At 27.1% G+C, this 25,180-nt stretch carries 25 protein-coding genes; 23 read left to right on the forward strand and 2 right to left on the reverse strand.

What is annotated here, in order from left to right; genetic code table 11:
- Positions 1 to 82 precede the first annotated feature (82 nt).
- From rpsO to O212_RS0108800, 13 genes are all read left to right on the forward strand, one after another.
- The gene (gene rpsO / locus O212_RS0108740; protein WP_024614731.1) at positions 83 to 346 is read left to right on the forward strand and encodes a 30S ribosomal protein S15; all 264 of its coding nucleotides are present in this window, start codon (positions 83 to 85) and stop codon (positions 344 to 346) included.
- A gap of 81 nt (positions 347 to 427) precedes the next feature.
- The gene (locus tag O212_RS0108745; RefSeq protein ID WP_024614732.1) at positions 428 to 2,536 is read left to right on the forward strand and encodes a polyribonucleotide nucleotidyltransferase; all 2,109 of its coding nucleotides are present in this window, start codon (positions 428 to 430) and stop codon (positions 2,534 to 2,536) included.
- Between the two features lie 45 nt (positions 2,537 to 2,581).
- Positions 2,582 to 3,889 (forward strand): pitrilysin family protein, encoded by a 1,308-nt coding sequence (locus O212_RS0108750; RefSeq protein WP_024614733.1) that lies wholly within the window; start codon positions 2,582 to 2,584, stop codon positions 3,887 to 3,889.
- Between the two features lie 59 nt (positions 3,890 to 3,948).
- Entirely contained in the window at positions 3,949 to 4,239 is a 291-nt protein-coding gene (locus tag O212_RS0108755) for a YlmC/YmxH family sporulation protein (protein WP_024614734.1), read from the forward strand.
- 18 nt (positions 4,240 to 4,257) lie between these two features.
- Positions 4,258 to 5,457: an aspartate kinase gene (dapG, locus tag O212_RS0108760; protein WP_024614735.1), complete on the forward strand. Its 1,200-nt coding sequence runs from the start codon at positions 4,258 to 4,260 to the stop codon at positions 5,455 to 5,457.
- A gap of 59 nt (positions 5,458 to 5,516) precedes the next feature.
- A complete protein-coding gene (locus O212_RS0108765) occupies positions 5,517 to 6,209 on the forward strand; it encodes an ATP-dependent Clp protease proteolytic subunit (protein ID WP_024614736.1) in 693 nt (230 codons plus the stop codon).
- A gap of 102 nt (positions 6,210 to 6,311) precedes the next feature.
- Positions 6,312 to 8,678 (forward strand): DNA translocase FtsK, encoded by a 2,367-nt coding sequence (locus tag O212_RS0108770; protein WP_024614737.1) that lies wholly within the window; start codon positions 6,312 to 6,314, stop codon positions 8,676 to 8,678.
- Positions 8,679 to 8,776: 98 nt separating this feature from the next.
- Entirely contained in the window at positions 8,777 to 10,123 is a 1,347-nt protein-coding gene (rimO, locus tag O212_RS0108775; RefSeq protein ID WP_024614738.1) for a 30S ribosomal protein S12 methylthiotransferase RimO, read from the forward strand.
- Positions 10,107 to 10,697, forward strand: coding sequence for a CDP-diacylglycerol--glycerol-3-phosphate 3-phosphatidyltransferase (pgsA, locus tag O212_RS0108780; protein ID WP_024614739.1), 591 nt, complete (start codon positions 10,107 to 10,109; stop codon positions 10,695 to 10,697). Before rimO ends, pgsA begins: the two co-directional genes overlap by 17 nt.
- 155 nt (positions 10,698 to 10,852) lie before the next feature.
- Positions 10,853 to 11,899 carry a recombinase RecA gene (gene recA / locus O212_RS0108785; RefSeq protein WP_024614740.1) on the forward strand — a complete coding sequence of 349 codons (1,047 nt, stop codon included), beginning with the start codon at positions 10,853 to 10,855 and terminating at the stop codon, positions 11,897 to 11,899.
- 306 nt (positions 11,900 to 12,205) lie between these two features.
- On the forward strand, positions 12,206 to 13,750 hold the full coding sequence (rny, locus tag O212_RS0108790) for a ribonuclease Y (RefSeq protein WP_024614741.1): 1,545 nt from the start codon (positions 12,206 to 12,208) through the stop codon (positions 13,748 to 13,750).
- Between the two features lie 178 nt (positions 13,751 to 13,928).
- The gene (locus O212_RS0108795) at positions 13,929 to 14,189 is read left to right on the forward strand and encodes a stage V sporulation protein S (RefSeq protein WP_024614742.1); all 261 of its coding nucleotides are present in this window, start codon (positions 13,929 to 13,931) and stop codon (positions 14,187 to 14,189) included.
- A gap of 141 nt (positions 14,190 to 14,330) precedes the next feature.
- Positions 14,331 to 14,591 (forward strand): HPr family phosphocarrier protein, encoded by a 261-nt coding sequence (locus O212_RS0108800; protein ID WP_024614743.1) that lies wholly within the window; start codon positions 14,331 to 14,333, stop codon positions 14,589 to 14,591.
- Positions 14,592 to 14,662: 71 nt separating this feature from the next.
- Here the strand turns inward: O212_RS0108800 and O212_RS0108805 are convergent, their stop codons facing one another.
- Entirely contained in the window at positions 14,663 to 14,875 is a 213-nt protein-coding gene (locus O212_RS0108805; RefSeq protein ID WP_024614744.1) for a DUF378 domain-containing protein, read from the reverse strand.
- A gap of 178 nt (positions 14,876 to 15,053) precedes the next feature.
- On the opposite strand from O212_RS0108805, the gene purB reads away from it, so the two are divergent.
- The 10 genes from purB (at position 15,054) to O212_RS0108855 (ending at position 23,849) form a co-directional block, all read left to right on the forward strand.
- The gene (gene purB / locus O212_RS0108810) at positions 15,054 to 16,484 is read left to right on the forward strand and encodes an adenylosuccinate lyase (RefSeq protein ID WP_024614745.1); all 1,431 of its coding nucleotides are present in this window, start codon (positions 15,054 to 15,056) and stop codon (positions 16,482 to 16,484) included.
- 106 nt (positions 16,485 to 16,590) lie between these two features.
- Positions 16,591 to 17,745, forward strand: coding sequence for an MFS transporter (locus O212_RS0108815; protein ID WP_024614746.1), 1,155 nt, complete (start codon positions 16,591 to 16,593; stop codon positions 17,743 to 17,745).
- A 57-nt stretch (positions 17,746 to 17,802) separates the two neighbouring features.
- Positions 17,803 to 18,903 (forward strand): nicotinate-nucleotide--dimethylbenzimidazole phosphoribosyltransferase, encoded by a 1,101-nt coding sequence (gene cobT / locus O212_RS0108820; protein WP_024614747.1) that lies wholly within the window; start codon positions 17,803 to 17,805, stop codon positions 18,901 to 18,903.
- A 26-nt stretch (positions 18,904 to 18,929) separates the two neighbouring features.
- Positions 18,930 to 19,493 carry a bifunctional adenosylcobinamide kinase/adenosylcobinamide-phosphate guanylyltransferase gene (locus O212_RS0108825; protein ID WP_024614748.1) on the forward strand — a complete coding sequence of 188 codons (564 nt, stop codon included), beginning with the start codon at positions 18,930 to 18,932 and terminating at the stop codon, positions 19,491 to 19,493.
- Complete coding sequence (locus tag O212_RS0108830) at positions 19,480 to 20,232, forward strand: adenosylcobinamide-GDP ribazoletransferase (protein ID WP_024614749.1); 753 nt, start codon at positions 19,480 to 19,482, stop codon at positions 20,230 to 20,232. The genes O212_RS0108825 and O212_RS0108830 overlap by 14 nt, the downstream gene beginning before the upstream one ends.
- 12 nt (positions 20,233 to 20,244) lie before the next feature.
- Positions 20,245 to 20,622: a bifunctional adenosylcobinamide kinase/adenosylcobinamide-phosphate guanylyltransferase gene (locus O212_RS0108835; protein WP_024614750.1), complete on the forward strand. Its 378-nt coding sequence runs from the start codon at positions 20,245 to 20,247 to the stop codon at positions 20,620 to 20,622.
- Positions 20,615 to 21,226, forward strand: coding sequence for a histidine phosphatase family protein (locus O212_RS0108840; RefSeq protein WP_024614751.1), 612 nt, complete (start codon positions 20,615 to 20,617; stop codon positions 21,224 to 21,226). The genes O212_RS0108835 and O212_RS0108840 overlap by 8 nt, the downstream gene beginning before the upstream one ends.
- A gap of 103 nt (positions 21,227 to 21,329) precedes the next feature.
- Complete coding sequence (locus O212_RS0108845; protein WP_024614752.1) at positions 21,330 to 21,977, forward strand: diphthine--ammonia ligase; 648 nt, start codon at positions 21,330 to 21,332, stop codon at positions 21,975 to 21,977.
- A 19-nt stretch (positions 21,978 to 21,996) separates the two neighbouring features.
- A complete protein-coding gene (locus O212_RS0108850; protein ID WP_024614753.1) occupies positions 21,997 to 23,541 on the forward strand; it encodes a cobyric acid synthase in 1,545 nt (514 codons plus the stop codon).
- The gene (locus tag O212_RS0108855) at positions 23,541 to 23,849 is read left to right on the forward strand and encodes a hypothetical protein (RefSeq protein ID WP_024614754.1); all 309 of its coding nucleotides are present in this window, start codon (positions 23,541 to 23,543) and stop codon (positions 23,847 to 23,849) included. Before O212_RS0108850 ends, O212_RS0108855 begins: the two co-directional genes overlap by 1 nt.
- Before the next feature lie 114 nt (positions 23,850 to 23,963).
- Here O212_RS0108855 and O212_RS0108860 read toward each other — a convergent pair whose 3' ends face one another.
- Entirely contained in the window at positions 23,964 to 24,989 is a 1,026-nt protein-coding gene (locus O212_RS0108860) for a branched-chain amino acid aminotransferase (protein WP_024614755.1), read from the reverse strand.
- Positions 24,990 to 25,180 lie beyond the last annotated feature (191 nt).

Consider the following 25,180-nt stretch of genomic DNA (forward strand, 5'->3'; position numbering starts at 1 on the left):
ATAATAGCGGAAACCTAGTCCTACGTTTTGAGGTGCCATCTCATTACGTGGAACTAAGGGGATATTTTACGGAGGTGTAATTATGGATAAGGCAAGAAAGCAAGAAATAATTAAAGAATTTGGAAGAAGTGAACACGATACAGGATCAGCAGAAGTTCAAATAGCTTTATTAAGTGAAAGAATTAATGAATTAACTGGACACTTAAAAGTTCACAAGAAAGACCACCACTCAAGAAGAGGACTATTAATGATGGTTGGACAAAGAAGAGGTCTTTTAAATTATTTAGCAAAGCAAGATATCGAAAGATATAGAGCTATAATCAAAAAATTAGGTTTAAGAAGATAGCTTAGAGCGGTTAAAACCGCTCTATTATTTTAAAATAATTAGAAAAATTTGTAAGAAAGCAAGTCGAAAGGAGGGTTCCTTATGAGAAATACAATAGGTACAGTAATAGCTGGAAGAGAAATGAAGGTTGAATTTGGTGATTTAGGAATGTTGTCAAATGCTGCCGTATTAGTAAGCTATGGAGATACTGTAATATTAACTAATGTAAATAAGTCAGAAGAACCGAGAGAAGGTATAGATTTCTTTCCTCTAAGTGTAGAATACGAAGAAAGATTATATGCTGTTGGGAAAATACCTGGAGGATTTATAAAAAGAGAAGGAAGACCATCAGATAAGGCTATTCTTCATGGAAGAGCTGTTGATAGAACAATAAGACCTTTATTTCCAAAGGGATATAGAAATGATGTTCAAGTTGTATGTACAGTAGTTTCAGTTGAAAAAGATAACTTACCTGAAATATTAGCTATAAATGCAGCTTCAATAGCATTATGTTTATCAAGTATACCATATGATATTCCAGTAGCTGGTGTTCAAGTTGGATTAATTGATGGAGAATTTATACTTAACCCTACATCAGAACAAAGAGAAAAAAGTACATTAGATCTTACAGTATGTGCTACTAAAGAAAAAGTTATGATGATAGAAGCAGGTGGAGATGAAATACCAGAAGAGACAATGATAAAGGCAATAGAGTTTGGTTTTGAATCATGTCAAAAAATAATAGCATTCCAAGAAGAACTTATGAAAAAATTTGGAAAAACTAAAGAAGAAGCTATTCTTTATACAGTTGATGAAGAAGTTGAAAAAGATGTAAAAGATTTTGCTTCAGAAATGGTTAAAGATGCTATGTATATCATGGATAAAGATGAAAGAAATGCGGCTATGAGCAAAGTAAATGAAGCTGTTTATGATAAATTCGCTGAAAAGCATGAAGGTAAAGAAGGGGATATAAAAGAAATTCTTTACACAATGCAAAAGAAGGTAGTTAGAAACATGCTTTTAAAAGATAAAAGAAGACCAGATGGTAGAGCTTTTGATGAAATAAGACCACTTGGTTGTGAAGTTTCAATATTACCAAGAACTCATGGTACTGGATTATTTACAAGAGGATTAACTCAAGTAATGACAGTCGCAACATTAGGTTCAATTGGTGACATACAAATATTAGATGGTATAGATGAGGCAGAATCAAAAAGATATATGCATCACTATAACTTCCCATCATATAGTGTTGGAGAAGTAAGACCACTTAGAGGACCAGGAAGAAGAGAAATAGGTCATGGAGCATTAGCAGAAAGAGCACTTGAACCATTAATTCCTTCAGAAGATGAGTTCCCATATACTATAAGGTTAGTTTCAGAAGTTTTAAGTTCAAATGGATCAACATCACAAGCGTCTGTTTGTGGATCTACTTTAGCATTATTAGATGCAGGTGTTCCAATAAAAAGACCAGCTGCAGGTATAGCTATGGGACTTATAACATCAGAAGATTTAATAGAAGAAGAAGTATTAACAGATATACAAGGTATAGAGGATTTCTTTGGAGATATGGATTTTAAAGTTGCAGGTACAGAAAAAGGAATAACTTCAATACAAGTTGATACTAAGCTTAAAGGATTAAGCTTTAATGTTGTAAATACAGCAATAAGAAATGCTAGAATAGCTAGAATGACTATTTTAGAAAAAATACATGAATGTATACCGGAGCCAAGAAAAGATGTTTCAATATATGCACCAAAAACATCAATTATAAAAATTGATCCAGAAAAAATAAGAGATGTAATTGGAGCAGGTGGAAAAGTAATTAATAAAATTATTGAAGATACTGGCGTTAAAATAGATATAAAAGAAGATGGAACAGTATTTGTATCATCAGTAGACCATGATGGAGTTAAAAAAGCTATAAGTATAATAGAAGGCTTAACTAAAGAAGTTAAGGCTGGAGAGGTTTACTTAGGGAAAGTAACAAAAATAACAACATTTGGAGCTTTTGTAGAAATTCTTCCTAATAAGGAAGGGCTAGTGCATATTTCAAAGTTAGATAAAAATAGAGTAAATAAAGTTGAAGATATAGTCTCAGTTGGAGATGAAATTCTTGTTAAGGTTACAGAAATTGATAATCAAGGAAGAATAAATCTTTCAAGGAAAGATGCATTAGAAGATAATGAGACAAAAGAAGATAAGGAATAATAAAAGGGCAATTTAATTGCCTTTTTTTTACTAGAGGAGGCTTTTATGCATAAAATTTTTACACTAAAAAATGGGCTTAGAATTGTTACCGAAAAAATTGATGGGGTTAATTCGGTTAGTGTAGGAGTAATGATTCAAAATGGATCAAGAAATGAAAATTTAGATGTAAATGGTATATCTCATTTTATAGAGCATATGTTTTTTAAAGGCACTGAAAATAGAACTGCGAAGCAAATTGCAGAAGAAATTGAAAATGTAGGTGGGCAAATAAATGCTTTTACAAGTAAAGAAGTAACTTGTTATTATATAAAAACATTGCATACACATATAGATATTTCCTTAGATGTATTATCAGATATGATTTTAAAGTCAAAGTTTGATGCAGAAGAAATTGAAAAGGAAAAAGGTGTAGTAATAGAAGAAATAAATATGAGTGAAGATAGTCCAGAAGATGTTTTAGATAATCTTCATTCAAAAGCCTCTTTTGAAGGTGATGCATTATCTTATCCTATATTAGGTAGTATTGAAAAAATTAAAAGTCTAACAAGAGATGAAATAGTAAAATTTATAGATGAAAAATATACTCCAAATAATTCTGTTATATCTATTTGTGGTAAGTTTGATGAGAATGAAATTTTAGGTTTAATAGAGAAATTTTTTGGAAAATGGGAAAATAAAAATAATTATTATCCTAAGTATAAACCTTTTACAATAAAGAAAAATTCATATTTTTTAAAAAAAGAAATAGAACAACTTCATATAAATTTAGGATTAAAAGGATTGCCTTCAAATGATGAAAGAGGATATGCGTTAGTATTATTAAATAATATATTAGGTGGAGGAGCCTCTTCAATATTATTTCAAAAGGTTCGAGAAGAACTTGGTCTTTGTTATTCTGTGTATTCATATATTCAGGCATTTCAAAATGTTGGATTAATAAGCATATATATAGGACTTAGTAAAGAATATGCACCTAAAGCGTTAAAAATAATAAAAGAAGAAATAGAAAATTTGGTTAAAAACGGAATAACAGATGAACAGTTAAAAATAAATAAAGAAAAAATAAAAGCAAATTATATTTTAGGGTTAGAAAGTACTAGTTCAAAAATGTTTGCAAATGCAAAGGCATTACTTTTAAGAAAAAATATTAGAACAGAAGAAGAAGTTATAGAAAAAATAGATAAAATAAGTAAAGAAGATATAAAATATGTTATTGAAAATTGCTTTAAAGATGGTGTAATAAATACAGCATATGTTGGAAGTGATATAAACAAGGATTATTTAGATTCTTTTATATATAAGTCAACAAAAGCTTATAATAATAATGATAATAAAGATAAGGCTGAGATATAGTAATAAAAATAAAAAAAACTTCATATATTTATGTATAAATATATAGGAGGTTTTTAATTATGTATGTCCAAGGGGATAAAAATATAAAATATCTTAGTGAACTTGAAAAATATGAACTCATTAATATAAATGATGGTGAAAAATATGATTATCTTCAAAATAATGATTTAGTAATTGATGAAGAAGGAAATATAAGATATTTAATAGTTGATACAACATCTTCTAAATTTAGTATTTTTGGAGGGGCTAGAGAAGTACTAGAAATAAATTGGAGTGCTGTTCAAAAAGTTGGAGCAAAAACAATAATACTAGATGCTGATGAAAGAAGTATAAAAAGAGCGAAAGTGTAAAACTAAGGGGGAAACGTTATGAAAATTGTAGTGCAAAAATTTGGAGGAACATCTGTATCTACAAAAGAAAGAAGAGAAAAAGTAATAGAAAAGGTTAAGCAAGCTATTGATAAAGGATTTTCACCAGTTGTAGTAGTTTCTGCCATGGGAAGAAGTGGAGATCCTTATGCTACTGATACATTATTATCATTAATAGAAAAAGATTTTAAATCAACAAATAAATTAGCTACAGATTTATTAATGTGTTGTGGTGAAATAATAAGCTCTGTAGTAATGAGTAATGAAATGTTTAAATCTGGAATAGATGCAATTCCATTAACTGGAGGCCAGGCAGGTATAAAAACTGATAATATTTATACTAATGCAAGTCATATAGATGTTAAACCGGATCAAATATTGGATGCTGTTTCAAAAGGAAGAGTACCTGTAATAACAGGTTTTCAAGGAATGACAGAAGATGGTTTCTTTACAACTCTTGGAAGAGGAGGCAGCGATACTAGTGCAGCTATTATTGGTGCAGCATTAAATGCAAAACAAATAGAGATTTATACTGATGTTGATGGTATAATGACAGCAGATCCAAGAATTGTTCAAAATGCTTCAGTTATAAATGTTATAAGTTATAATGAAGTATTTCAATTAGCTGAACAAGGTGCAAAAGTTATACATCCAAGAGCAGTAGATATTGCAATGAAAAGTAATGTTCCTCTTTTGATAAAGAATACAATGAGTGATGCTGAAGGTACTCTTATAAATAACAATGGAGATATAAATAATGATAAAATCATAACAGGTATAACTCATAGAAATGATAGAATACAAGTTAAAATAAGATTAGATGAAAATATAGGAAATGAAAAATATAGAGATGTATTAAGTCTTTTAGCCGCTAATAAAATAAGTTTAGATCTTATAAATATATTTCCAGATCAACAAGTTTTTACTATAGATAATGAAAGTAAAAATAGTTTAGAAAGTATATTAAGTTCGGTTAATATAAAATATGTATTAAATGAAGATTGTAGTCAAATAGCTGTAATAGGATCAAGGATGGCAGGAATACCAGGAGTTATAGCTAATATAGTTCAGACTTTGACTGATAATAATATAGAAGTTTTACAAACTGCAGATTCACATATGACTATATGGTGTCTAATAAAGTCAGATAAAGTATCTGAAGCTATTAATGCATTACATAAAACATTTGAGTTATCATAGATTAAAATATTAATGTATAAAATATTTCCTCTTGTACAAAATAAAAATGTATAGGAGGAATGTCTATGAATACTGATAATGAAAAAGATAAAGAGAAGTTAGATAAAAATAGTGAAGCAATAAAGGAATTTGGAAATACAGGCATAGTAAATCCTAATGAGAGAATAAGAGTATTACCAATAATAGGTCAAATAGAAGGTCATATTGTTTCACCAGCTCAAAATAAATCTACAAAATATGAACATGTTATTCCACAACTTATAGAAATGGAACAAAATGATAATGTCAAAGGTGTTCTTATAGTATTAAATACAGTTGGAGGAGATGTTGAGGCAGGCCTTGGAATATCCGAAATGATTAATTCACTATCTAAACCAACAGTTTCCATAGTGATAGGTGGTGGACATTCTATAGGAGTTCCGCTTGCAACATCATCTAATTATTCATTTATAACGCCATCTGCTACTATGATTGTACATCCAATAAGAATGAATGGTTTTATAATAGGAGTATCTCAAACTTTTGAATACTTTAAGAAAATGCAAGAAAGAATAAATGAATTTATAGTTAGAACATCTAATATAAGCAAGAAACAATTAGAGGAACTTTTAAAGAAACAAGGAGACTTATTAAATGATGTTGGAACTATATTAATAGGTAATCAAGCTGTAGAGTGCGGACTTATAAATGAAGTTGGTGGTTTGAAAGAAGCGATTTCAAAATTAAATTCATTAATTGATAATAATGAGTAATTTAAAAAATCAGCTATAATTATTTATGGCTGATTTTCTTATGTATTCATAAAAAGGGATTTTATTATATTTGTAGAAAGTAATAAAGTGAGGTGAGTAAATTTGGGGAAAAATAATAAGAAAAGAAATAAAAAAAATAATAATAAGAATACAGATATAATAGGGCTTATATATATATCTGTAGGAATTCTTTTATCGGTAGCAATTTATACAGATTTTGTAGGAATATTATCAACTGTTTCACAAAGAATAACTCATTTTTTAGTTGGTGTTGGAACATATATACTTCCAGTGTATTTATTATATTTAGGATATCAATATATAAAGAATAAAGGAATTTTAATATTAAGTAGGAGATTTTATGGTATTACAATATATTGTCTGATACTTATATTGATATGTTCAACTATATATATTCAAACTAATGATAATATAAAAGTATTTAGTGATGGATTAAAAATGATAGTTTCCATGGAGAGTGTATTTAATGGTGGAGTAATAGGGTATATTTTTGCATATCCGTTGTTTAAGTTTTTAGGAGCTATTGGGTCTTATATAGTTTATATTTCATTATCTATAATAGCAACAATATTAACTTTTGATATTACATTACATGATTTATGTAAAGAAGTTAAAAATAAAGGTAAAAAAATAAAGCCGGTATTAGATAAAAAAAGAGATAATAATGACTATATAGATGATACATTTATAAAAGTTGTTGAAAAAAAACATAATGATTCAAATAAAGATGAATTTTTAAATGGAGTTAATAACAAGATAAAAATATTAGATTTTATGAAGAATTCAACAATAGATGATGTTGATGAACAAACTTGTATATTTGATGATAATTATACAAATGATGAAATTGATGATTTGAAAAATATAAAGCCTCAAAGAGTATTTTTAGATAATAATAAAACTAATATTAAATCTAAAAAAGAAAATTTAAATAATACTTTCAATGAAGAGATTAATAATGAAATAGAAAATAGTATAATAAAAACAAATGATGAAGATAAAACATATATATATCCTGGATTTGAATTACTAAAAATAAATAATGCTACTAATCTTAATAATGATGATAAACAGGAACTTATGGAAAGTGCTGATAAACTTGAAAGCACATTGGAAAGTTTTGGAGTTGATGCAAATGTTACTAGAGTTACAAAAGGACCATCAGTAACTAGATTTGAGTTACAACCAAGTCCTGGAGTTAAAGTAAGTAAAATAGTTAATTTATCAGATGATATAGCATTAGGACTTGCAGCTACTGGAGTAAGAATTGAAGCACCAATACCAGGAAAAGCTGCGGTAGGAATAGAAGTTCCAAATAGAGAACAAACTCCAGTATTTTTAAGAGAAGTATTAGAATCTGATGAATTTTTAAATACAGATAAAAAGTTAGCTTTTTCTTTAGGAAAAGATATAGGAGGAAAATGTGTTGTTGGAGACTTAAGCAAAATGCCTCATACGTTGATTGCAGGAGCAACTGGGTCAGGTAAAAGTGTTTGCATAAATACATTAATTATTAGTTTATTATATAAATATTCTCCTGATGAAGTTAAACTTTTAATGGTTGATCCTAAAGTGGTGGAACTTAGTGTTTATAATGGAATACCACATTTACTAGTACCTGTAGTTACTGATCCTAAAAAAGCAGCAGGTGCTTTAAATTGGGCAGTTAACGAAATGACTAGAAGATATAAGTTGTTTGCTGATTCAGGAGCAAGAAATATAGATTCTTATAATGCATTATTTGACAAAGGGATAATAGAAGAGAAATTGCCTTATATAGTTATTGTTGTTGATGAACTTGCTGATCTTATGATGGTATGCCCAAATGATGTAGAAGATTATATAGGAAGATTAGCGCAAATGGCAAGAGCAGCAGGGATGCATTTAGTTATAGCTACACAAAGACCTTCGGTAGATGTTATAACTGGAGTAATAAAAGCTAATATACCATCTAGAATATCTTTTGCAGTTTCATCACAAATAGATTCAAGAACTATATTAGATAGTGGTGGTGCAGAAAAACTTTTAGGAAAAGGAGATATGCTATATTATCCAGTTGGTGCTAGCAAACCACTTAGAGTTCAAGGATGTTTTATTTCCGAAGATGAAGTTGAAAGAGTAGTTGAATTTGTTAAAAATGAAGTTGATGAAGTTGAGTATAAAGAAGAAATAATAGAACATATAAATAACGAGTCTGATTCAACATTAAATAATATTAAAAATGAAGATAGTGATGAACTTATTGATGATGCAATAAATATTGTAGTAGAATATGGACAAGCATCTACTTCTTTTTTACAAAGAAGATTGAGAATAGGATTTAATAGAGCCTCAAGAATTATGGACGAATTAGAGGAGAAGGGTATAATATCTAAAAAAGATGGTAGTAGACCTAGACAAGTATTAATTAAAAAAGAGGATTTAATAGCTACTGAAGAATTAGATTAACTATATTTATAATATAGTTTTAATTAAAACTTGTAATAGCTTAAAAACAGTTATAAAATAGTTAAGTAAAAGTATTTAAAACGTAGGAGGAATAAGTTTTGGCAAAATATAAAGTAGGAATGGTTAGCCTAGGATGCGATAAAAATAGAGTAGATTCTGAAATAATGTTAGGCATCATGAATAAAGAATATGAAATAACAAATAATCCTAAAGATGCAGATATAATTATTGTTAATACATGTGGGTTTATTGATAAAGCAAAACAAGAATCAATAGATACAATATTAGAGATGGCAAAATATAAAAAAGATTATAATTGTAAAATGTTAATTGCCACTGGATGTTTAACTCAAAGATATGGAAAAGAATTAAAGGAATTAATGCCTGAAATTGATATAATGCTTGGTGTTAATGATTATATAAAAATAGCTAAATTAATAAAACAATTTATGGAAGAAAAAAATGTTGATTTAGAATTTACAGAAGTTGAGTATTCAGATAATAATATAAATGAAGGTGAAAGAATACTTACTACAAACAAGAGTACTGCATATATAAGAATAGCGGAAGGATGTAATAATTTTTGCACTTATTGTATAATACCTAAAATAAGAGGTAAGTTTAGAAGTAGAAATATGGATAGCATACTAGAAGAAGCTAAAACTTTAGTAGATAGAGGCGTTAAGGAAATAATATTAATTGCACAAGATACTACGCTTTATGGTAGTGATTTATACGGTGAGAAAAGTCTTCATAAACTTTTAAAAGAACTTTCAAAAATAGATGGATTAAATTGGATAAGGGTATTATACTGTTATCCAGAAGAAATATATGATAAATTAATAGAAGAGATTGCCATTAATGAAAAAGTAGTTAAATACTTAGATTTACCTATTCAACATATAAGTGATCATATATTAAAACTTATGGGAAGAAAAACAACAAAACTTGATATAACTAATAAAATAGATAAATTAAGAGAAAAAATACCTAATATAGCAATTAGAACATCTTTAATTGTAGGTTTTCCTAATGAAACAGAAGAAGATTTCAATGAACTTAAAGATTTCTTAAGTGAGTATAAATTAGATAAAGTAGGTGTATTTAAATACTCAAGAGAAGAAGGAACACCAGCTGCAATTATGGAAGGTCAAATAGAAGAGGATGTTAAAGAAGCAAGGGAAAAAGAGTTAATGCTTTTACAAAGCGGAATATCAGAAAGAATAAATAGTTTGAAAATAGATAATGTATATGATATTCTTGTTGAAGGAAAGAATGAAGAATATTACTATGGAAGAAACTATGAAATGGCACCAGATATTGATGGAAATGTATTCTTTACAAAGCACTGTCCTGTTAATATAGGAGAATTTGTAGAAGTCAGAATTGAAAAGAATACAGAGTATGATTTAATAGGAGTTGGTATGTGTGAATCTTGCAAATAAATTAACGGTTCTTAGAATGTTATTAGTACCTGTATTTTTAGTATTTATAGCTATTAAAGGAATACCTTATGGTACATTTATTGCTACATTTATTTTTATTATAGCTTCAATTACAGATAAACTTGATGGATACATTGCAAGAAGTAGAAATCAAATAACTAATTTTGGAAAATTTATGGATCCATTAGCTGATAAATTATTGGTAACAGCTGCTTTAATTTCTTTAGTGGAATATGGGGTTGTACCTAGTTGGGCTGCGGTTATAATAATAGCAAGAGAGTTTGCAGTTTCTGGACTTAGAACTATAGCTGCTGCTGAAGGAAAAGTAATAGCAGCTAGTTGGTGGGGTAAAATAAAAACTGTAATACAAATAATTGCTATAATAATATTATTAGTAGAAATTAATATAGTTCAAAATACAGCAATTTATGAGTTTGTTATAAATAATAGCTTTTTAACAAATTTCTTTAAATATGTTCCAGGATTAACTTTAGATTTAGCTGTATTAATAACGATAGTTTCAGGATATGATTATTTTAGAAAAAATAAAAAAGTTATATCAACTACAAAATAAAGTGATTTAAAATATAAAAATATGTTAATACTTATAAAAGTTCCTTCTATAATTTAGTTGGAACTTTTATTTGCAGTTTTAGTTGACTATGTAAAATATGTCTTATATAATTATTATATAGAACATAAGTTCGATGAGAGGATGGTGTATTATTAATGAATATAGATGCAAATAAATTAAAGGCTATAGAGGCTGCTATGGGACAAATAGAAAAGCAATTTGGAAAAGGTTCTGTAATGAAACTTGGTGAGGAATCAACTTTAAATGTAGATTCAATATCAACAGGATGTTTAGATCTAGATATTGGACTTGGAATTGGTGGTGTACCTAGAGGAAGAATAATAGAAATATATGGACCAGAAAGTTCAGGTAAAACTACTGTAGCACTTCATATAGTTGCAGAAGCACAAAAACAGGGAGGAGCTGTTGCATTTATAGATGCAGAACATGCTTTAGATCCAGCTTATGCAAGAAAAATAGGAGTTGATACTGAAAATCTTATAGTATCACAACCAGATACTGGTGAACAAGCTTTAGAAATTGCTGAAGCTTTAGTACGTTCAGGTGCAATTGATGCAATAGTTGTAGACTCAGTTGCTGCGCTTGTACCAAGAGCTGAAATAGAGGGTGAAATGGGAGATGCTCACGTTGGACTTCAAGCTAGACTAATGTCACAAGCATTAAGAAAACTTGCAGGAACTATAAATAAAACAAATTGTGTTGCTGTATTTATAAATCAATTAAGAGAAAAAGTTGGAGTTATGTTTGGAAATCCTGAAACAACTCCTGGTGGTAGAGCATTAAAATTCTATGCTTCTGTAAGAATGGATGTTAGAAGAATTGATTCAATAAAACAAGGCGAAAATATAGTAGGAAATAGAACTAGAGTTAAAATAATAAAAAATAAAGTAGCACCTCCATTTAGACAGGCAGAGTTTGATATTATGTATAATGAAGGTATTTCAAAAGAAGGAAATATTATAGATGTAGGCGTTAAAGAAGAAATAGTTCAAAAAAGTGGCGCTTGGTTTTCTTATGGTGATATAAGATTAGGTCAAGGTAGAGAAAATGCTAAATCATACTTAAAGGAAAATCCAGAGGTTGGATTAGAAATAGAAAATAAGATAAGAGAAAAGCATAATCTTCCAAAAATGAGTAATATCTTAGAAAAAGATAGTGCAAATGAAAAAGAAAAGAAATAAAAAATAACTAAAACAAGATGTACTTTTGTATATCTTGTTATTTTATTTTTATAATAAAATATATAGTGATAAAAGGTTTACTTAAATAGATAGATTATGGATAATAAAAAGAGAAAAAAAGAGTATTTTAGAGAAAAATGAAAAAAATAAAAACAATCTAATTAATATTGCCTAACTTGACATAAATTTATTTTTACTATACAATAATAACAAATACTGGTTTATCATATTCCAAAGATAACAGTGAGAAAACAGTATGACACCTACTACGCTTTCTTTAATAAAAATAAGCTAGGGGGTGTTAATATGCAACAAATTATGCCGATAATTTTAATTGATATAATTGTGCTGTTAATATTAGGAATAGTACTTTACAAAACTATACAAAGTACATCAAAAAACAAGATAGAATCTCTAGAAAAAGATGCTGAAAAATTAGTAGAAGATGCAAAAAAAGAAGCAGAAGCTATGAAAAAAGAAGCTATTCTTGAAGCAAAAGAAGAGGTTCATAGATTAAGAAGTGATTTGGAAAAAGATTCTCGTGAGAGAAGAAATGAAATTCAAAGGCTTGAAAGAAGAGTTTTACAAAGAGAAGAAGTTCTTGATAAAAAGAGTGATTTTCTTGAGAAAAAAGAAGAAATTATCAATGGTAGAGTTAATGAAATTAAACAGTTAGAAAAAGAAGCTAACAATCTTCATGAAAAAAGAAGAGAGGAACTTGAAAGAGTTGCTAATCTTTCAAGTGAAGAAGCACGTCAGATTTTATTAGATGAAGTAAAGAAAGAAGTTTCTCATGAATCTGCTTTACTTATAAAAGAAATTGAAGGTAAAGCAAAAGAAGAAGCCGATAAGAAGGCTAGAGAAATAATTACTACAGCTATACAAAGATGTGCTGCTGATCATGTTTCTGAATCAACTGTTCATGTTGTAGCATTACCAAATGATGAGATGAAGGGTAGAATAATAGGTAGAGAAGGAAGAAACATTAGAACCCTTGAAACTTTAACAGGAGTTGATTTAATAATAGATGATACTCCAGAAGCTGTAATTTTATCAAGCTTTGATCCTATTAGGAGAGAAGTTGCTAGAATGGCACTAGAAAAGTTAATAGTGGATGGTAGAATACATCCAGCAAGAATCGAAGAGATGGTAGAAAGAGCTCAAAAAGATGTTGAAAACGACATAAAAGAAGAAGGAGAACAAGCAACACTTGAAACAGCAGTTCACGGACTTCACCCAGAGCTTACAAGATTACTTGGTAGATTAAAGTATAGAACAAGTTATGGTCAAAATGTATTAAAACATTCCATAGAAGTTTCATACTTAGCTGGTTTGATGGCTTCAGAGTTAGGTTTAGATGTTACTCTAGCTAGGAGAGCAGGATTACTACATGATATAGGAAAAGCCGTAGACCAAGAACAAGAAGGGCCACATGCAGTTATTGGTGCTGATCTTGCTAAGAAATACGGGGAATCTAAATTGGTAGTAAATGCTATAGGAGCCCATCATGGGGATGTTGAAATGCAATCTTTAGAAGCAGTATTGGTTCAAGCGGCAGATGCTATATCAGCAGCTAGACCAGGTGCTAGAAGAGAAACATTGGAGGCATATATAAAGAGATTAGAGAAATTGGAAGAAATTTCAAACTCATATGAAGGTGTAGAAAAGTCATATGCCATTCAAGCTGGTAGAGAGATTAGAATTATGGTTAAACCAGAACAAATTGATGATGCTGGATCTGTTGAGTTAGCTAGAAATCTTGCAAAGAGTATAGAAGAACAATTAGAATATCCAGGTCAAATAAAAATCAACGTGATTAGAGAAACTAGAGCAGTTGATTTTGCTAAATAAAGATATTAAAATACATTTTGTTTTATACAAAGTGTATTTTTTAATTTATTACTAAAATATAAAAATTTACAAGAAAATAAGAGGATTTTATAAAAAAAAGTAGAATATAATAATTATACGAAAGTATGTAATATTAAAATGTAAACGATTAGTAAGATATGTAGGAGGAATAATAAAAATGGAAGTATTAAAGGTTTCAACAAAATCAAATCCAAATTCAGTTGCAGGAGCATTAGCTGCAATAATAAAAGAAAAAAATATAGTAGAAATACAAGCGGTAGGGGCAGGTGCCATAAATCAGGCTATCAAAGCTATAGCAATTGCAAGAGGGTTTGTAGCACCAAGTGGTAAAGACATAATATGTATACCAGCATTTACAGATATAGTTATAGATGGAGAAGAGAGAACAGCTATAAAATTAATAGTACAACCTAGATAATTATATTCGTTACAAAAAAGATAAATAGTTTAATTTATTTAAAATAAAAGTATTGAATAGTTGAAATTTCACCGAAAAACATTTATAATGAAATGGTTAATAGGATATTAACTTAAAAAAATAGTAAAGAGGTGTATTTACATGGTATCTAAAGAGGTTTTAGTTAAGAACGCAACTGGTTTACATGCTAGACCAGCAACTCTATTAGTAAAGAAAGCTTCTTCATTTAAATCAGACATAAGCTTAGAATTCAACGGAAAGAAAGCAAATGTTAAGAGTTTAATCGGAGTTCTTTCATTAGCTGTTACTGCTAATTCAGTAGTAAACGTTATTGCTTCAGGAGATGATGAAGCCTTAGCAGCAGAAGAGATTGCAAAATTAATCGAGAACTTAGAAGATTAATTTAGAGATAAAGGTTCCTAATTTATTTTAGGAACCTTTTTCTTTTATAATAAATTATGTATGATAATTTATTATTTTTTTACTAAATTGCATCTAAATAATAATGTAATTAAATTTATACCTGAAATAGCAACTAATACATATATTATTCTTGCGGCAATAGGGACTCCAAAAGTTAAAAAAGTTACTAAGTTAAAATTAAGTAGTCCAACAAAGCCCCAATTTAGGGCCCCAATTAAAACTAATAAAAAAGAAAGTTTGTCTAACCAAGTTATTTTACACATAAAAACTCCTTTAAATAAACATTATTTAAAATATATATATGAGGGTATAATATAAATAATTACTTAACTTAATTAGATTTACATAAAAATAAATAAAATGATGAAAATAAATAAAATTTATGTTATAATACGAACTATATTGAAGTTTTATTATAATATATTCGTATGGAGGAAAGATATGAGAAACTTATATAATACACCTTTAAATTCAAGATATGCATCAAAAGAAATGAGTTATATTTTTTCAGATGATATGAAATTTATAACTTGGAGAAAATTATGGGTAGCTCTTGCTGAAAGTGAAAAAGAATTAGGATTAAATATAACAGATGAACAAATTAATGAATTAAAAAAATATGTTAATGATATAAACTATGATGAAGCTATAAAAAGAGAAAAAGAAGTTAGACACGATGTAATGAGTCATGTATATGCTTATGGTCTTCAATGTGAAAATGCTAAAGGAATAATTCATTTAGGTGCTACAAGCTGTTATGTTGGGGATAATACAGATATAATAATAATGAAAGATGCCCTTCTTTTAATAAAGAAAAAAATTGTAACAGTTCTAGATAGATTAAGTAAATTTGCAATTAAGTATAAAGATATGCCAACATTAGGCTTTACACATTTTCAACCAGCTCAATTAACAACAGTAGGAAAGAGAGCAACTCTTTGGATGCAAGATTTATTAATGGATATAGAAAATATAGATTTTGTATTAAGTACACTAAAACTTAGAGGAGTAAAAGGTACTACAGGAACTCAAGCAAGCTTTATGAATTTATTTGATAATGATGAAGAAAAAGTAAAGTTATTAGATAGAAAAGTTGCTGAAAAGATGGGCTTTGAAAAGAGTTATGCGGTAACAGGTCAAACTTATCCAAGAAAATTAGATTCAATAGTTTTAAATACGCTATCAGAAGTTGCACAAAGTTGTTATAAATTTAGTAATGATTTAAGATTGTTACAAAGTATGAAAGAAATAGAAGAACCATTTGAAAAACATCAAATAGGATCATCTGCTATGGCATATAAGAGAAATCCTATGAGAAGTGAAAGAATGGGTGCTCTTGCAAGATTTGTAATAGTAGACTCATTAAATCCTGCTATAACAGCATCTACTCAATGGTTTGAGAGAACATTAGATGATTCAGCTAATAAAAGATTATCTATAGCAGAAGGATTTTTGGCTTTAGATGGAGTTCTTAATTTATATATAAATATAGCTGAAAACATGGTTGTATACGATAAAGTTATAAAAGCACATGTTAATAATGAATTACCATTTATGGCGACTGAAAATATAATGATGGAAGCTGTAAAGCTAGGTGGAGATAGACAAGAACTTCATGAAAGAATTAGAATTCATTCAATGGATGCTGCTAAAAGAGTTAAAGCTGAGGGGCTTGATAATGATTTAATAAAAAGAATAATTAATGATGAAAATATAAAACTTTCAAAAGAAGAAATAGAAAATATTATAGACCCAAATAAGTTTATAGGTAGAGCTCCAGGTCAGGTTGTTGAGTTTATAACAGAATACATTAACCCAATAATAGAAGAAAATAAAGATGCAGTTGATATAAAGAGTGAAATAACTGTTTAAAATAAAAAAACTAGTAGTCTTTTGACTTCTAGTTTTTTTACTTCAATTCTAATAAAAGAATATGATATAATAGTATTCGGTTTATTACAATTAGAAGGAGAAAGAAATGAATAAAAAAAATAAAATAATAGCTACAATTCTTATATATTTAGTAATGGTAATAGCAGCAATAGCAGAGGGTCTAATAAATATTTTTACTGTTCCAATAAAAATAGAATTTAGTATAACAGATACTAATTTATCAGTTATGTTTATGTTTGGAACATTAGCTTACTTAATATGTAATTATATAGGTGGGGCCTTATGTGAAAAAATAGGTCAAAAAAAGCTTATATTGATAGGATTAATAGGGGCAATACTTACAAATTTAATTCAAGCATGGTCTCCCAATTTTATAATATTCACAATTGCATTTGCACTCATACAAGCTTTTTTAGGTCTAATGTCAATAGCAACTAACACTGTAATCCCAGTATTATGGATAACAGGACAAGCTATAGCAATGAATTTAACACATTTTGCTTATGGAGTAGGTCTTTCAGCATCACAAAAATTATCAGGTATGTTAATGGTTGATGGTTTTTCTTGGAGAACAATATATATTGGGTCAGCTATATTAACTTTAATAGTTTTTATAATATTTATTTTTATAAAACTTCCAATATATAAGCAGGAAAAAGAAGAAAAATTACCAATTACTATAATATTGAAAGATAAGTTAGTTTGGTTTTTCTTTATAGGTCTTGGATTTTACATATTAGCAGAACAGGGAACAGGAAGGTGGCTTCCAACATTTATAGAAAGTAGTTATAAAAATATAAATGAATCCAATATAGCATCGTATGTTTCAATTTTCTTTTTATTATTAACTATAGGTAGGCTTGTAGGTGGATTTATAGTTGAGAAGATAGGAGCTATGAGAACAGTGAAATTATTTTCTTTTATTGGAGGTGTTATATTTATTGTAGGATTAATATTGGGAGAAAAAGGATTATATATTGTATCAATTGCAGGATTTTTCTTTTCAATAATGTTTCCAACGGTCGTAGTAATAGTTAGTAATACTTTTAAAAGGAGTACAGCTTATATTACTGGTATAATAATAGCTTTAGCAAGCGTAGTAAATATGCTTGTTAATTTATTACTAGGAGTAGTATCTGATTTAATTGGAATAAAATATGCAATATTTATAGTTCCAATATCAATATTTATTACATTTATATTTTTATGCTTAGCTAGTAAAACAATAAAAGAAAGATAAAATATAAAGCTGAATATATTTATATATTCAGCTGATTTTATTAAAGGAGATAAAATAATGAATTTAAACGAAAATGATTTTTGGAATATTTTAAGTAATATAAGTCAAATAAATGAAAAAACTAAAAATAAAGCTAAAGAAAGATTAGATTCTTTAGCAAAACCATTAGGAAGTTTAGGAAAGTTAGAAGATATAGGAATAAAAATATCTGGAATAACTGGAAATATACAAAATAACTTTACGAAAAAGTGTGTATTAATTTTTTGTGCTGATAATGGTGTGTTTGAGGAAGGCATTGCAAGTACTCCACAATATGTAACTGTGGCACAAACAATAAATTTTACAAAGGGATTATCAGGAGTTGGAGTTATAGCAAGGCAAAATGGAAGTGATATACTTGTCGTTGATGTAGGAATAAATAGTGATATAAAAATAAATGGTGTTATAGATAGAAAGATAAGAAAAGGTACAAGTAATATAGCAAAAGGACCTGCAATGAACAGAGAAGAATGTATTTGTGCACTTTTAACAGGAATAGAAACAGTAAAAACGGCAGTGGATAATGGATATGAAATTATTGGAATAGGTGAAATGGGAATTGCTAATACAACAACAAGCAGTTCAATTTTAATATCTCTTAAAGAATGTGATTTTGATTTAGCTATAGGGAAAGGAGCAGGTCTTACAGAAAATGCATTTAAAAAGAAAAAGGAGGTTATAAAGAAGGCATTAGATATTAATAAGCCAAATGGATTAGATCCTATTGATGTGTTACAAAAGGTTGGAGGATTTGATATTGCAGCAATGACAGGAGCATTTATAGGAGCAGCTTATTATAAAATACCTGTAGTAATTGATGGATTTATATCAGCAGTTGCAGCACTTACGGCAGTTAGATTAAATAAGAATATAAAAGAATATATATTTCCATCTCATATAAGTAGAGAAATAGGATATAGTCAAGTTATAGATGAATTAGAATTAGAGCCTATGATTAATTTGGATATGAGACTTGGTGAGGGTAGTGGCTGTCCAATAGCATTTACAATAATAGATACAGCGAATGCTATTATTAGTAATATGGCTACATTTGAAGAGTCAGGGATAGATTGTGAATATTTAGAATCAATAAGAGAAGAGAAATGTTATAGGATATAATTATTTACTATTAAGGAGATAAAGATATGAAAATTATCGTTATTGGAGGAACAAGAAGTGGAAAATCTTTCATGGCAGAGGAATTAAGTAAAATATTAAATGGAAAGAAAAGTGATATTTTATATTTAGCTACAATGCAGCCTTTTTGTATTGAAGATAAAGAAAGAATAAATAGTCATATAGAAAGAAGAAAAGAGTGCAATTTTAAAACTTTAGAAGTTTTTAGTGATATTTCTAGTATAAAAAATAAAATAAAATTATCTGATACTATATTGCTAGATAGTGTTACAACATTATTAAATAATGAAATGTTTAAAGATAAAGTAATTGAAAAAAATATTTCTAAAAGAATATCTAAAGAAATATTAGAAATAAGTAGATTGTGTAAAAATATTATAATAGTTAGTGATTATATATTTAGTGATTCAATAATATATGATGATTTAGTAGTTAATTATTCTAGAGAGCTTGCTTATATAAATAGAGGCATAGTTAAAGATTTCGATATAGTTATAGAATGTATAAATAATAATTATATAATTCATAAAGGAAAAGCTGAAGGAGAGAATTTAATAAATGAAATATATTAGAAGTTTTTTTATGGCATTATCAATGTTTTCTGTAATTCCTGCACCTAAATATAAATGGGAAGATAAAAATGTAAGACATATATTAAAATTTTATCCCTTTATAGGTGTTATAATAGGATTGATTTGGTATCTTATTTATATTATATTAAATAAATTTAATATAAATTATATGGTAGAATCAGCAATACTTATTGCATTTCCTATATATATAACTGGAATGCTTCACTTAGATGGATTTATGGATGTTAGTGATGCTATTTTATCAAGGCGAGATAGAGAAACAAAAATTAAGATTTTAAAAGATTCTTGCACTGGTGCATTTTCTGTAATAAGTTTAGTAATTTTAATAATGTTTGAATATGCAGCTATGAATTCAATTTTATTTGAGAAAAAAAATATTATATTTATTATATTTATTCCTATAATATCAAGATGTTTTTCTGCTTTTATGATACTCATAAATAAGGATCTTAAAGAAAGCACATTATCTAAATTTTTTAAAGAAAATACAAATAAGTTTGATAGAATATTTCAAATTATAATTATGTTAGCATTAATAATTGTTTTATATTTATTATTGGGAATAAAATATGATTTTATTTTAATAGCTATGTGTATATGTATGTTTTATAAAACTTATAAAAATGTGAAAGATTTAGATGGAATAAATGGAGATATTGCTGGATATTGTCTTGTAACTGGCGAATTAGTTGGATTAATTTTATTAGCAATATTTTAGGAGGAGAAGTATATGTTGATTTTGGGCGGGGCTTTTAATGGAAAGCTTAATTATATAAAAGAAAAGTATGGACTGGATAATAATGATATTTATTACTGTAATTCAGATAAGCTAGAGTTAGATAAAAAAGTTATTTCAGGATTTCATATATTTGTTAGAGAAATGCTTTTAAATAATAAAGATATAATTAAATATGTAGAAGAAAATAAATGTATACTAAAAGAAAAAATTATAATATCAGATGATATTAATTCAGGAATTATTCCTATAGAGAAAGTTGATAGAATATGGAGAGATACTAATGGAAAAGTTCTTCAAATATTATCAAGTGAAAATAAGAAAGTTATAAGAATATTTTTTGGGTTAGAGATGGTGCTTAAAAATGAATAATTTAGAATTGTATCTTATAAGACATGGCAAAACAGATGGTAATGAGAAGAAATTGTATTGTGGGAAAACTGATTTAGAATTATCTAAAAATGGAATAGAAACCCTATATAAATATAAAGAAGAGTATGATTATATAAAGAAAATAATCAAATTTGATGGATACTATACAACCGGTTTAAAAAGGACTAATGAAACAATGAGTATACTTTTTAATAGTAATTATGATATTGAAGAAGGATTTATGGAATATAATTTTGGAACTTTTGAAATGAAAGGCTATAATGAGCTAAAAAAAGATAAAAATTATATTTCATGGATAACAGATGAAATTGGTGATTTTATAGTACCAAGTGGTGAAAGTAAAAATCAATATAGAAATAGAATAAAAAAAACTTTTAAAGGATTTATAAATAAATTAGTATTAGAAAATAAAAATAAAATTATATTGGTATGCCATGGTGGAACAATAGGAACAATTTTAGAATTATTTTATAATAATTCTAAAAATTTTTATGAATGGCAACCAGAATGTGGACGAGGTTATGTGTTAAGTATTCAAATTGATGAAAAAGGGTTTAAAGTAATAGGTGTAAAAGATATATAATTATATATCTTTAATAAATAAATTTTTATAAACTTTTACTACTTTAAAGTTACATGGTAAAATAATTTATGGAATAATAGAAATAAAGGAGAAATATTTTAATATGAATTTTGTATTATCATATAGTTGTGGAAAAGATAGCACACTAGCATTATATAGATTAATTAAAGAAGGACATACACCGGTAGGGTTAATAGTTACAGTTAATAAAAATGAAGATGAATCTTGGTTTCATAGAATACCAAATGAAATTTTAGAAGAGGTTTCAAATTCATTAGAAATTCCTTTGATAAAAGTAGAGTGCATTGGAGATAATTATGAAAGCGAATTTGAAAGGGCTTTAGAAAAGTCAAAAGAATTAGGAGCAACCTCATGTGTTTTTGGTGATATAGATATAGAAGTACATAAAAAGTGGTGTACTGATAGATGTGATAATATAGGTATAGATTATGTATTTCCTCTTTGGAATGAAGATAGGGAACAATTGACTAATGAATTTATAGATAATGGTTTTAAAGCTATTATAAAATGTTGTAATAATAAAGAATTAGATAGTACATTTTTAGGAAAAGTTTTAACAAAGGAGCTTGTTTCTAAAATAAAAGACAGAGGTGCTGATCCATGTGGTGAGAATGGAGAATATCATACTTTTGTATGTAATGGACCTATTTTTAAAAAGTCAGTGGAATTTAAAGTATTAGATAAAATTGTAGGAGAAAATTATAACCATATTTTAATTAGTAAGGAGTAGGGGAAGGAGATATATAGTTTTGAAAAGAAATTTAATGTTTTTAGGAACAGAGTCTGGTGTTGGTAAGACAACTATTTCAATAGCATTATGTAGATATTTAAAAAAACAAAAATATAATATAGTTCCATTTAAAAGTATAAGTATATGTACAGAAGCTAAAAAAAATATTTCAGGAGAATATATATCATTAGAGCAATTTATGCAAGCAGAGGCGTGTGAGATAGAACCTAAAGGGGTATTAAATCCTGTATGTATAAAAGAGGATAGTAATAAGATATTTATAAATGGAAAGTTTTATAGAAATAAGGAAAATTTTAAGTCTGATGAATTAATAGAGGATTTTAAAAGTTTTATAAAGGAAGATTTTGAAAAAGTATGTGAGGAATATGAATATAGAATAATAGAAGGAAATGGAGCACTATCACAAAATGAATATGAATATAATTTTATATCTAATAATTTCACCTCAGAATTAACAGAATCAGATATTATTTTAGTATCTGATAATGAAAGAGGTGGAGCAATTCCTTCATTATACGGTACTTTAATGTTAATTGATGAAAATATAAAAGGTAAAATAAAAGGAATTATAATAAATAAAAATAAAGATACTACTGATTCATTAAAAAATCAAATAAGAGACTTTGAAAAATATTCTAATATACCTATTTTAGGTGTTATACCATATAAAAATATAGAATTAGATAAAGAAAAAACTGTTATTAAAAAAATAAGAAGTACTAAAAGAAGTGGACTTAATATAGCAATAGTTAAATTAGATAACATATCTAATTTAACAGATTTTTATCCGTTGGAACTAGAAAAGAATATAAATATTAGATATGTCAGTTCAGAAAGCGAGATAGAAGGAGCTAATCTAATTATAATACCAGGAAGTAAAAGTCCAATAAATGACTTAAATAAATTAAAAGAAAGTGGAATGTATAATAAAATAATTGATTTACATAAAAAAGGTGCTACTGTAATGGGAATATGCAGTGGGTTCCAAATGTTAGGTAAAAATTTAATTTCAACAGAAGATAATTTAGTAATAGAAGGTTTTGATATGATACCATTTAATACTAAGTTTTCATTAAATAAAAAAACTGCTATAGCAAAAGGTATTGTTTGTTCAATGGATAATAAATTAAAACCTTTATCAAATATAAGAATATATGGATATGAAATTCAAAATGGCTATAGTGAAATGTTAGATGGTGGAGAAGTTTTTATTATAGATAAAAATAATAATATAGTAGGATTATCTAATGAAAGTGGAGACGTTTTTGGGACATATATCCATGGTATATTTGAAATTGAAGCATTTAGGAAAAATCTTATAAATAGCCTTAAGGAAAAATATGATGTAATAATAGAAAATAGTATTGAAGAAAAAGAAAAATATAAAATGTATAGATTAAAACAATATGATACTTTAACTGAATTAATTGAAAATAATATTGATTTAGATAAAGTAAAAGTTTTTTTTAGTAAAGAGTCAGAAGAGATTGAAAATAAGGATATAGAATTAGAAATCACAAAAGATAAAGAGGAAGTAAGATAATGAATTATATATTAAATATTTTATATATAGCTATAATTTTTTATTTATTAGATCCTATTTGGAGAAATAGTAAAGCTTTTAAAAAAATTTCAGCTATAAAATTTTTAAATAAAAAGCTAATAAAAGTATTTTTAATATTTTTATCAATAATAATAATTTTTATATGTATATATGTGAATAATATTTTTAATAATTATTTATTATATGGAAGTACTTTGGCATTAATAATAAAAGGTTTTAGTTTACTAATATTATATTTTGTAACATCATTAATTTTTTTAAAAGATACAAAAAAAGAAGCAATATAAATGTTGCTTCTTTTTTATTTATAAATCATACATTCTTAAAAGATTTCCTCGTAAATGATTATTATATAAATAAAAATAGACAATACTAAAATAATATTGCCTAAATTTATAATGTTATTTTACTTTATATATCCAATTATCATGAATTGGCTTAATATCACCAAATTGTATACCTGTTAAAGTATCATATAATTTTTGTGTTATTGGACCAACTTCAGTTTCACTATAAAATACATGTAAATTATCTTTATAGTAAATACCACCAATTGGGGTTATTACAGCTGCTGTTCCGCATGCTCCAGCTTCTTTAAAAATATCAAGATTATCAATAAATACATCTTCTTCTGAAGTTTCCATATTAAAATAATCTTTAGCCAGTTCTAAAAGAGAGTATTTTGTTATGCTTGGGAGTATTGAAGGAGAAAGTGGTGTTATAAATTTATTATCTTTAGTAATTCCAAAGAAATTTGCTGATCCAACTTCTTCAATTTTTGTATGTGTTGCTGGATCTAAAAATATTGCATCAGCATATCCAAGACTTTTAGCTTTTTTTTGTGCAATTAAACTTCCAGCATAGTTTCCACCAACTTTTTGAGCACCTGTACCATTTGGTGCAGCTCTATCATAATCAGATACCATAAAGTTTACTGGTTTCATTCCACCTTTAAAGTAAGGACCAACTGGTATACAAAATACGGAGAATATAAATTTATTTGCAGGTTTTAAACCTATATTATCTCCAACACCTATTAGAAAAGGTCTTAAATATAATGTAGCTCCAGTTCCGTATGGAGGAACAAAATGTTCATTAGCTTTAACAACTTGTATGCAAGCATCAATAAACTTTTCTACAGGTATTTCAGGCATTAATAATCTTTTACAACTATTATTTAATCTTTCTGCATTTTTATCAGGTCTAAATAATTGTATAGCACCATTTTTAGTTCTATAAGCTTTTAATCCCTCAAAGCATTGTTGACCATAATGTAGAGCTGGTGCTCCTTCTTCAATTACTATTTTATTGTCTTCTACTAATTTACCATTATCCCATTTACCATCTTCCCATATAGATATATATCTATAGTCTGTTTTAATGTATTCAAATCCTAAATTGTTCCAATCTATATTTATTTTTTTCATAACAGTTACTATTTTAAGCTTAACTTAAAATAATTTCCTCCCTTCAAATTTTCAATATACTAATTATTATATTATAAATAAAATGTCAAATAAAGATGAAAAATAATAAATTTTATTTAAAATTATATTATATTATGAATTAATTTGTGAAAAACTAATTTAGATTTGTAATAAATAAAAAATAAAAGTGA

Origin of the sequence: Clostridium sp. Ade.TY (genome assembly GCF_000498355.1) — a bacterium.
GTDB lineage: Bacteria > Bacillota > Clostridia > Clostridiales > Clostridiaceae > Clostridium.

Excerpts from the sequence above, each read along its gene's own strand:
- rpsO (WP_024614731.1), top strand. The coding sequence starts at position 83 with ATGGATAAGGCAAGAAAGCAAGAAATAATTAAAGAATTTGGAAGAAGT.
- O212_RS0108745 (WP_024614732.1), top strand. The coding sequence starts at position 428 with ATGAGAAATACAATAGGTACAGTAATAGCTGGAAGAGAAATGAAGGTT.
- O212_RS0108750 (WP_024614733.1), top strand. The coding sequence starts at position 2,582 with ATGCATAAAATTTTTACACTAAAAAATGGGCTTAGAATTGTTACCGAA.
- O212_RS0108755 (WP_024614734.1), top strand. The coding sequence starts at position 3,949 with ATGTATGTCCAAGGGGATAAAAATATAAAATATCTTAGTGAACTTGAA.
- dapG (WP_024614735.1), top strand. The coding sequence starts at position 4,258 with ATGAAAATTGTAGTGCAAAAATTTGGAGGAACATCTGTATCTACAAAA.
- O212_RS0108765 (WP_024614736.1), top strand. The coding sequence starts at position 5,517 with ATGTCTATGAATACTGATAATGAAAAAGATAAAGAGAAGTTAGATAAA.
- recA (WP_024614740.1), top strand. The coding sequence starts at position 10,853 with ATGAATATAGATGCAAATAAATTAAAGGCTATAGAGGCTGCTATGGGA.
- rny (WP_024614741.1), top strand. The coding sequence starts at position 12,206 with ATGCAACAAATTATGCCGATAATTTTAATTGATATAATTGTGCTGTTA.
- O212_RS0108795 (WP_024614742.1), top strand. The coding sequence starts at position 13,929 with ATGGAAGTATTAAAGGTTTCAACAAAATCAAATCCAAATTCAGTTGCA.
- O212_RS0108800 (WP_024614743.1), top strand. The coding sequence starts at position 14,331 with ATGGTATCTAAAGAGGTTTTAGTTAAGAACGCAACTGGTTTACATGCT.
- O212_RS0108805 (WP_024614744.1), bottom strand. The coding sequence starts at position 14,875 with ATGTGTAAAATAACTTGGTTAGACAAACTTTCTTTTTTATTAGTTTTA.
- purB (WP_024614745.1), top strand. The coding sequence starts at position 15,054 with ATGAGAAACTTATATAATACACCTTTAAATTCAAGATATGCATCAAAA.
- O212_RS0108815 (WP_024614746.1), top strand. The coding sequence starts at position 16,591 with ATGAATAAAAAAAATAAAATAATAGCTACAATTCTTATATATTTAGTA.
- cobT (WP_024614747.1), top strand. The coding sequence starts at position 17,803 with ATGAATTTAAACGAAAATGATTTTTGGAATATTTTAAGTAATATAAGT.
- O212_RS0108825 (WP_024614748.1), top strand. The coding sequence starts at position 18,930 with ATGAAAATTATCGTTATTGGAGGAACAAGAAGTGGAAAATCTTTCATG.
- O212_RS0108830 (WP_024614749.1), top strand. The coding sequence starts at position 19,480 with ATGAAATATATTAGAAGTTTTTTTATGGCATTATCAATGTTTTCTGTA.
- O212_RS0108835 (WP_024614750.1), top strand. The coding sequence starts at position 20,245 with ATGTTGATTTTGGGCGGGGCTTTTAATGGAAAGCTTAATTATATAAAA.
- O212_RS0108840 (WP_024614751.1), top strand. The coding sequence starts at position 20,615 with ATGAATAATTTAGAATTGTATCTTATAAGACATGGCAAAACAGATGGT.
- O212_RS0108845 (WP_024614752.1), top strand. The coding sequence starts at position 21,330 with ATGAATTTTGTATTATCATATAGTTGTGGAAAAGATAGCACACTAGCA.
- O212_RS0108855 (WP_024614754.1), top strand. The coding sequence starts at position 23,541 with ATGAATTATATATTAAATATTTTATATATAGCTATAATTTTTTATTTA.
- O212_RS0108860 (WP_024614755.1), bottom strand. The coding sequence starts at position 24,989 with ATGAAAAAAATAAATATAGATTGGAACAATTTAGGATTTGAATACATT.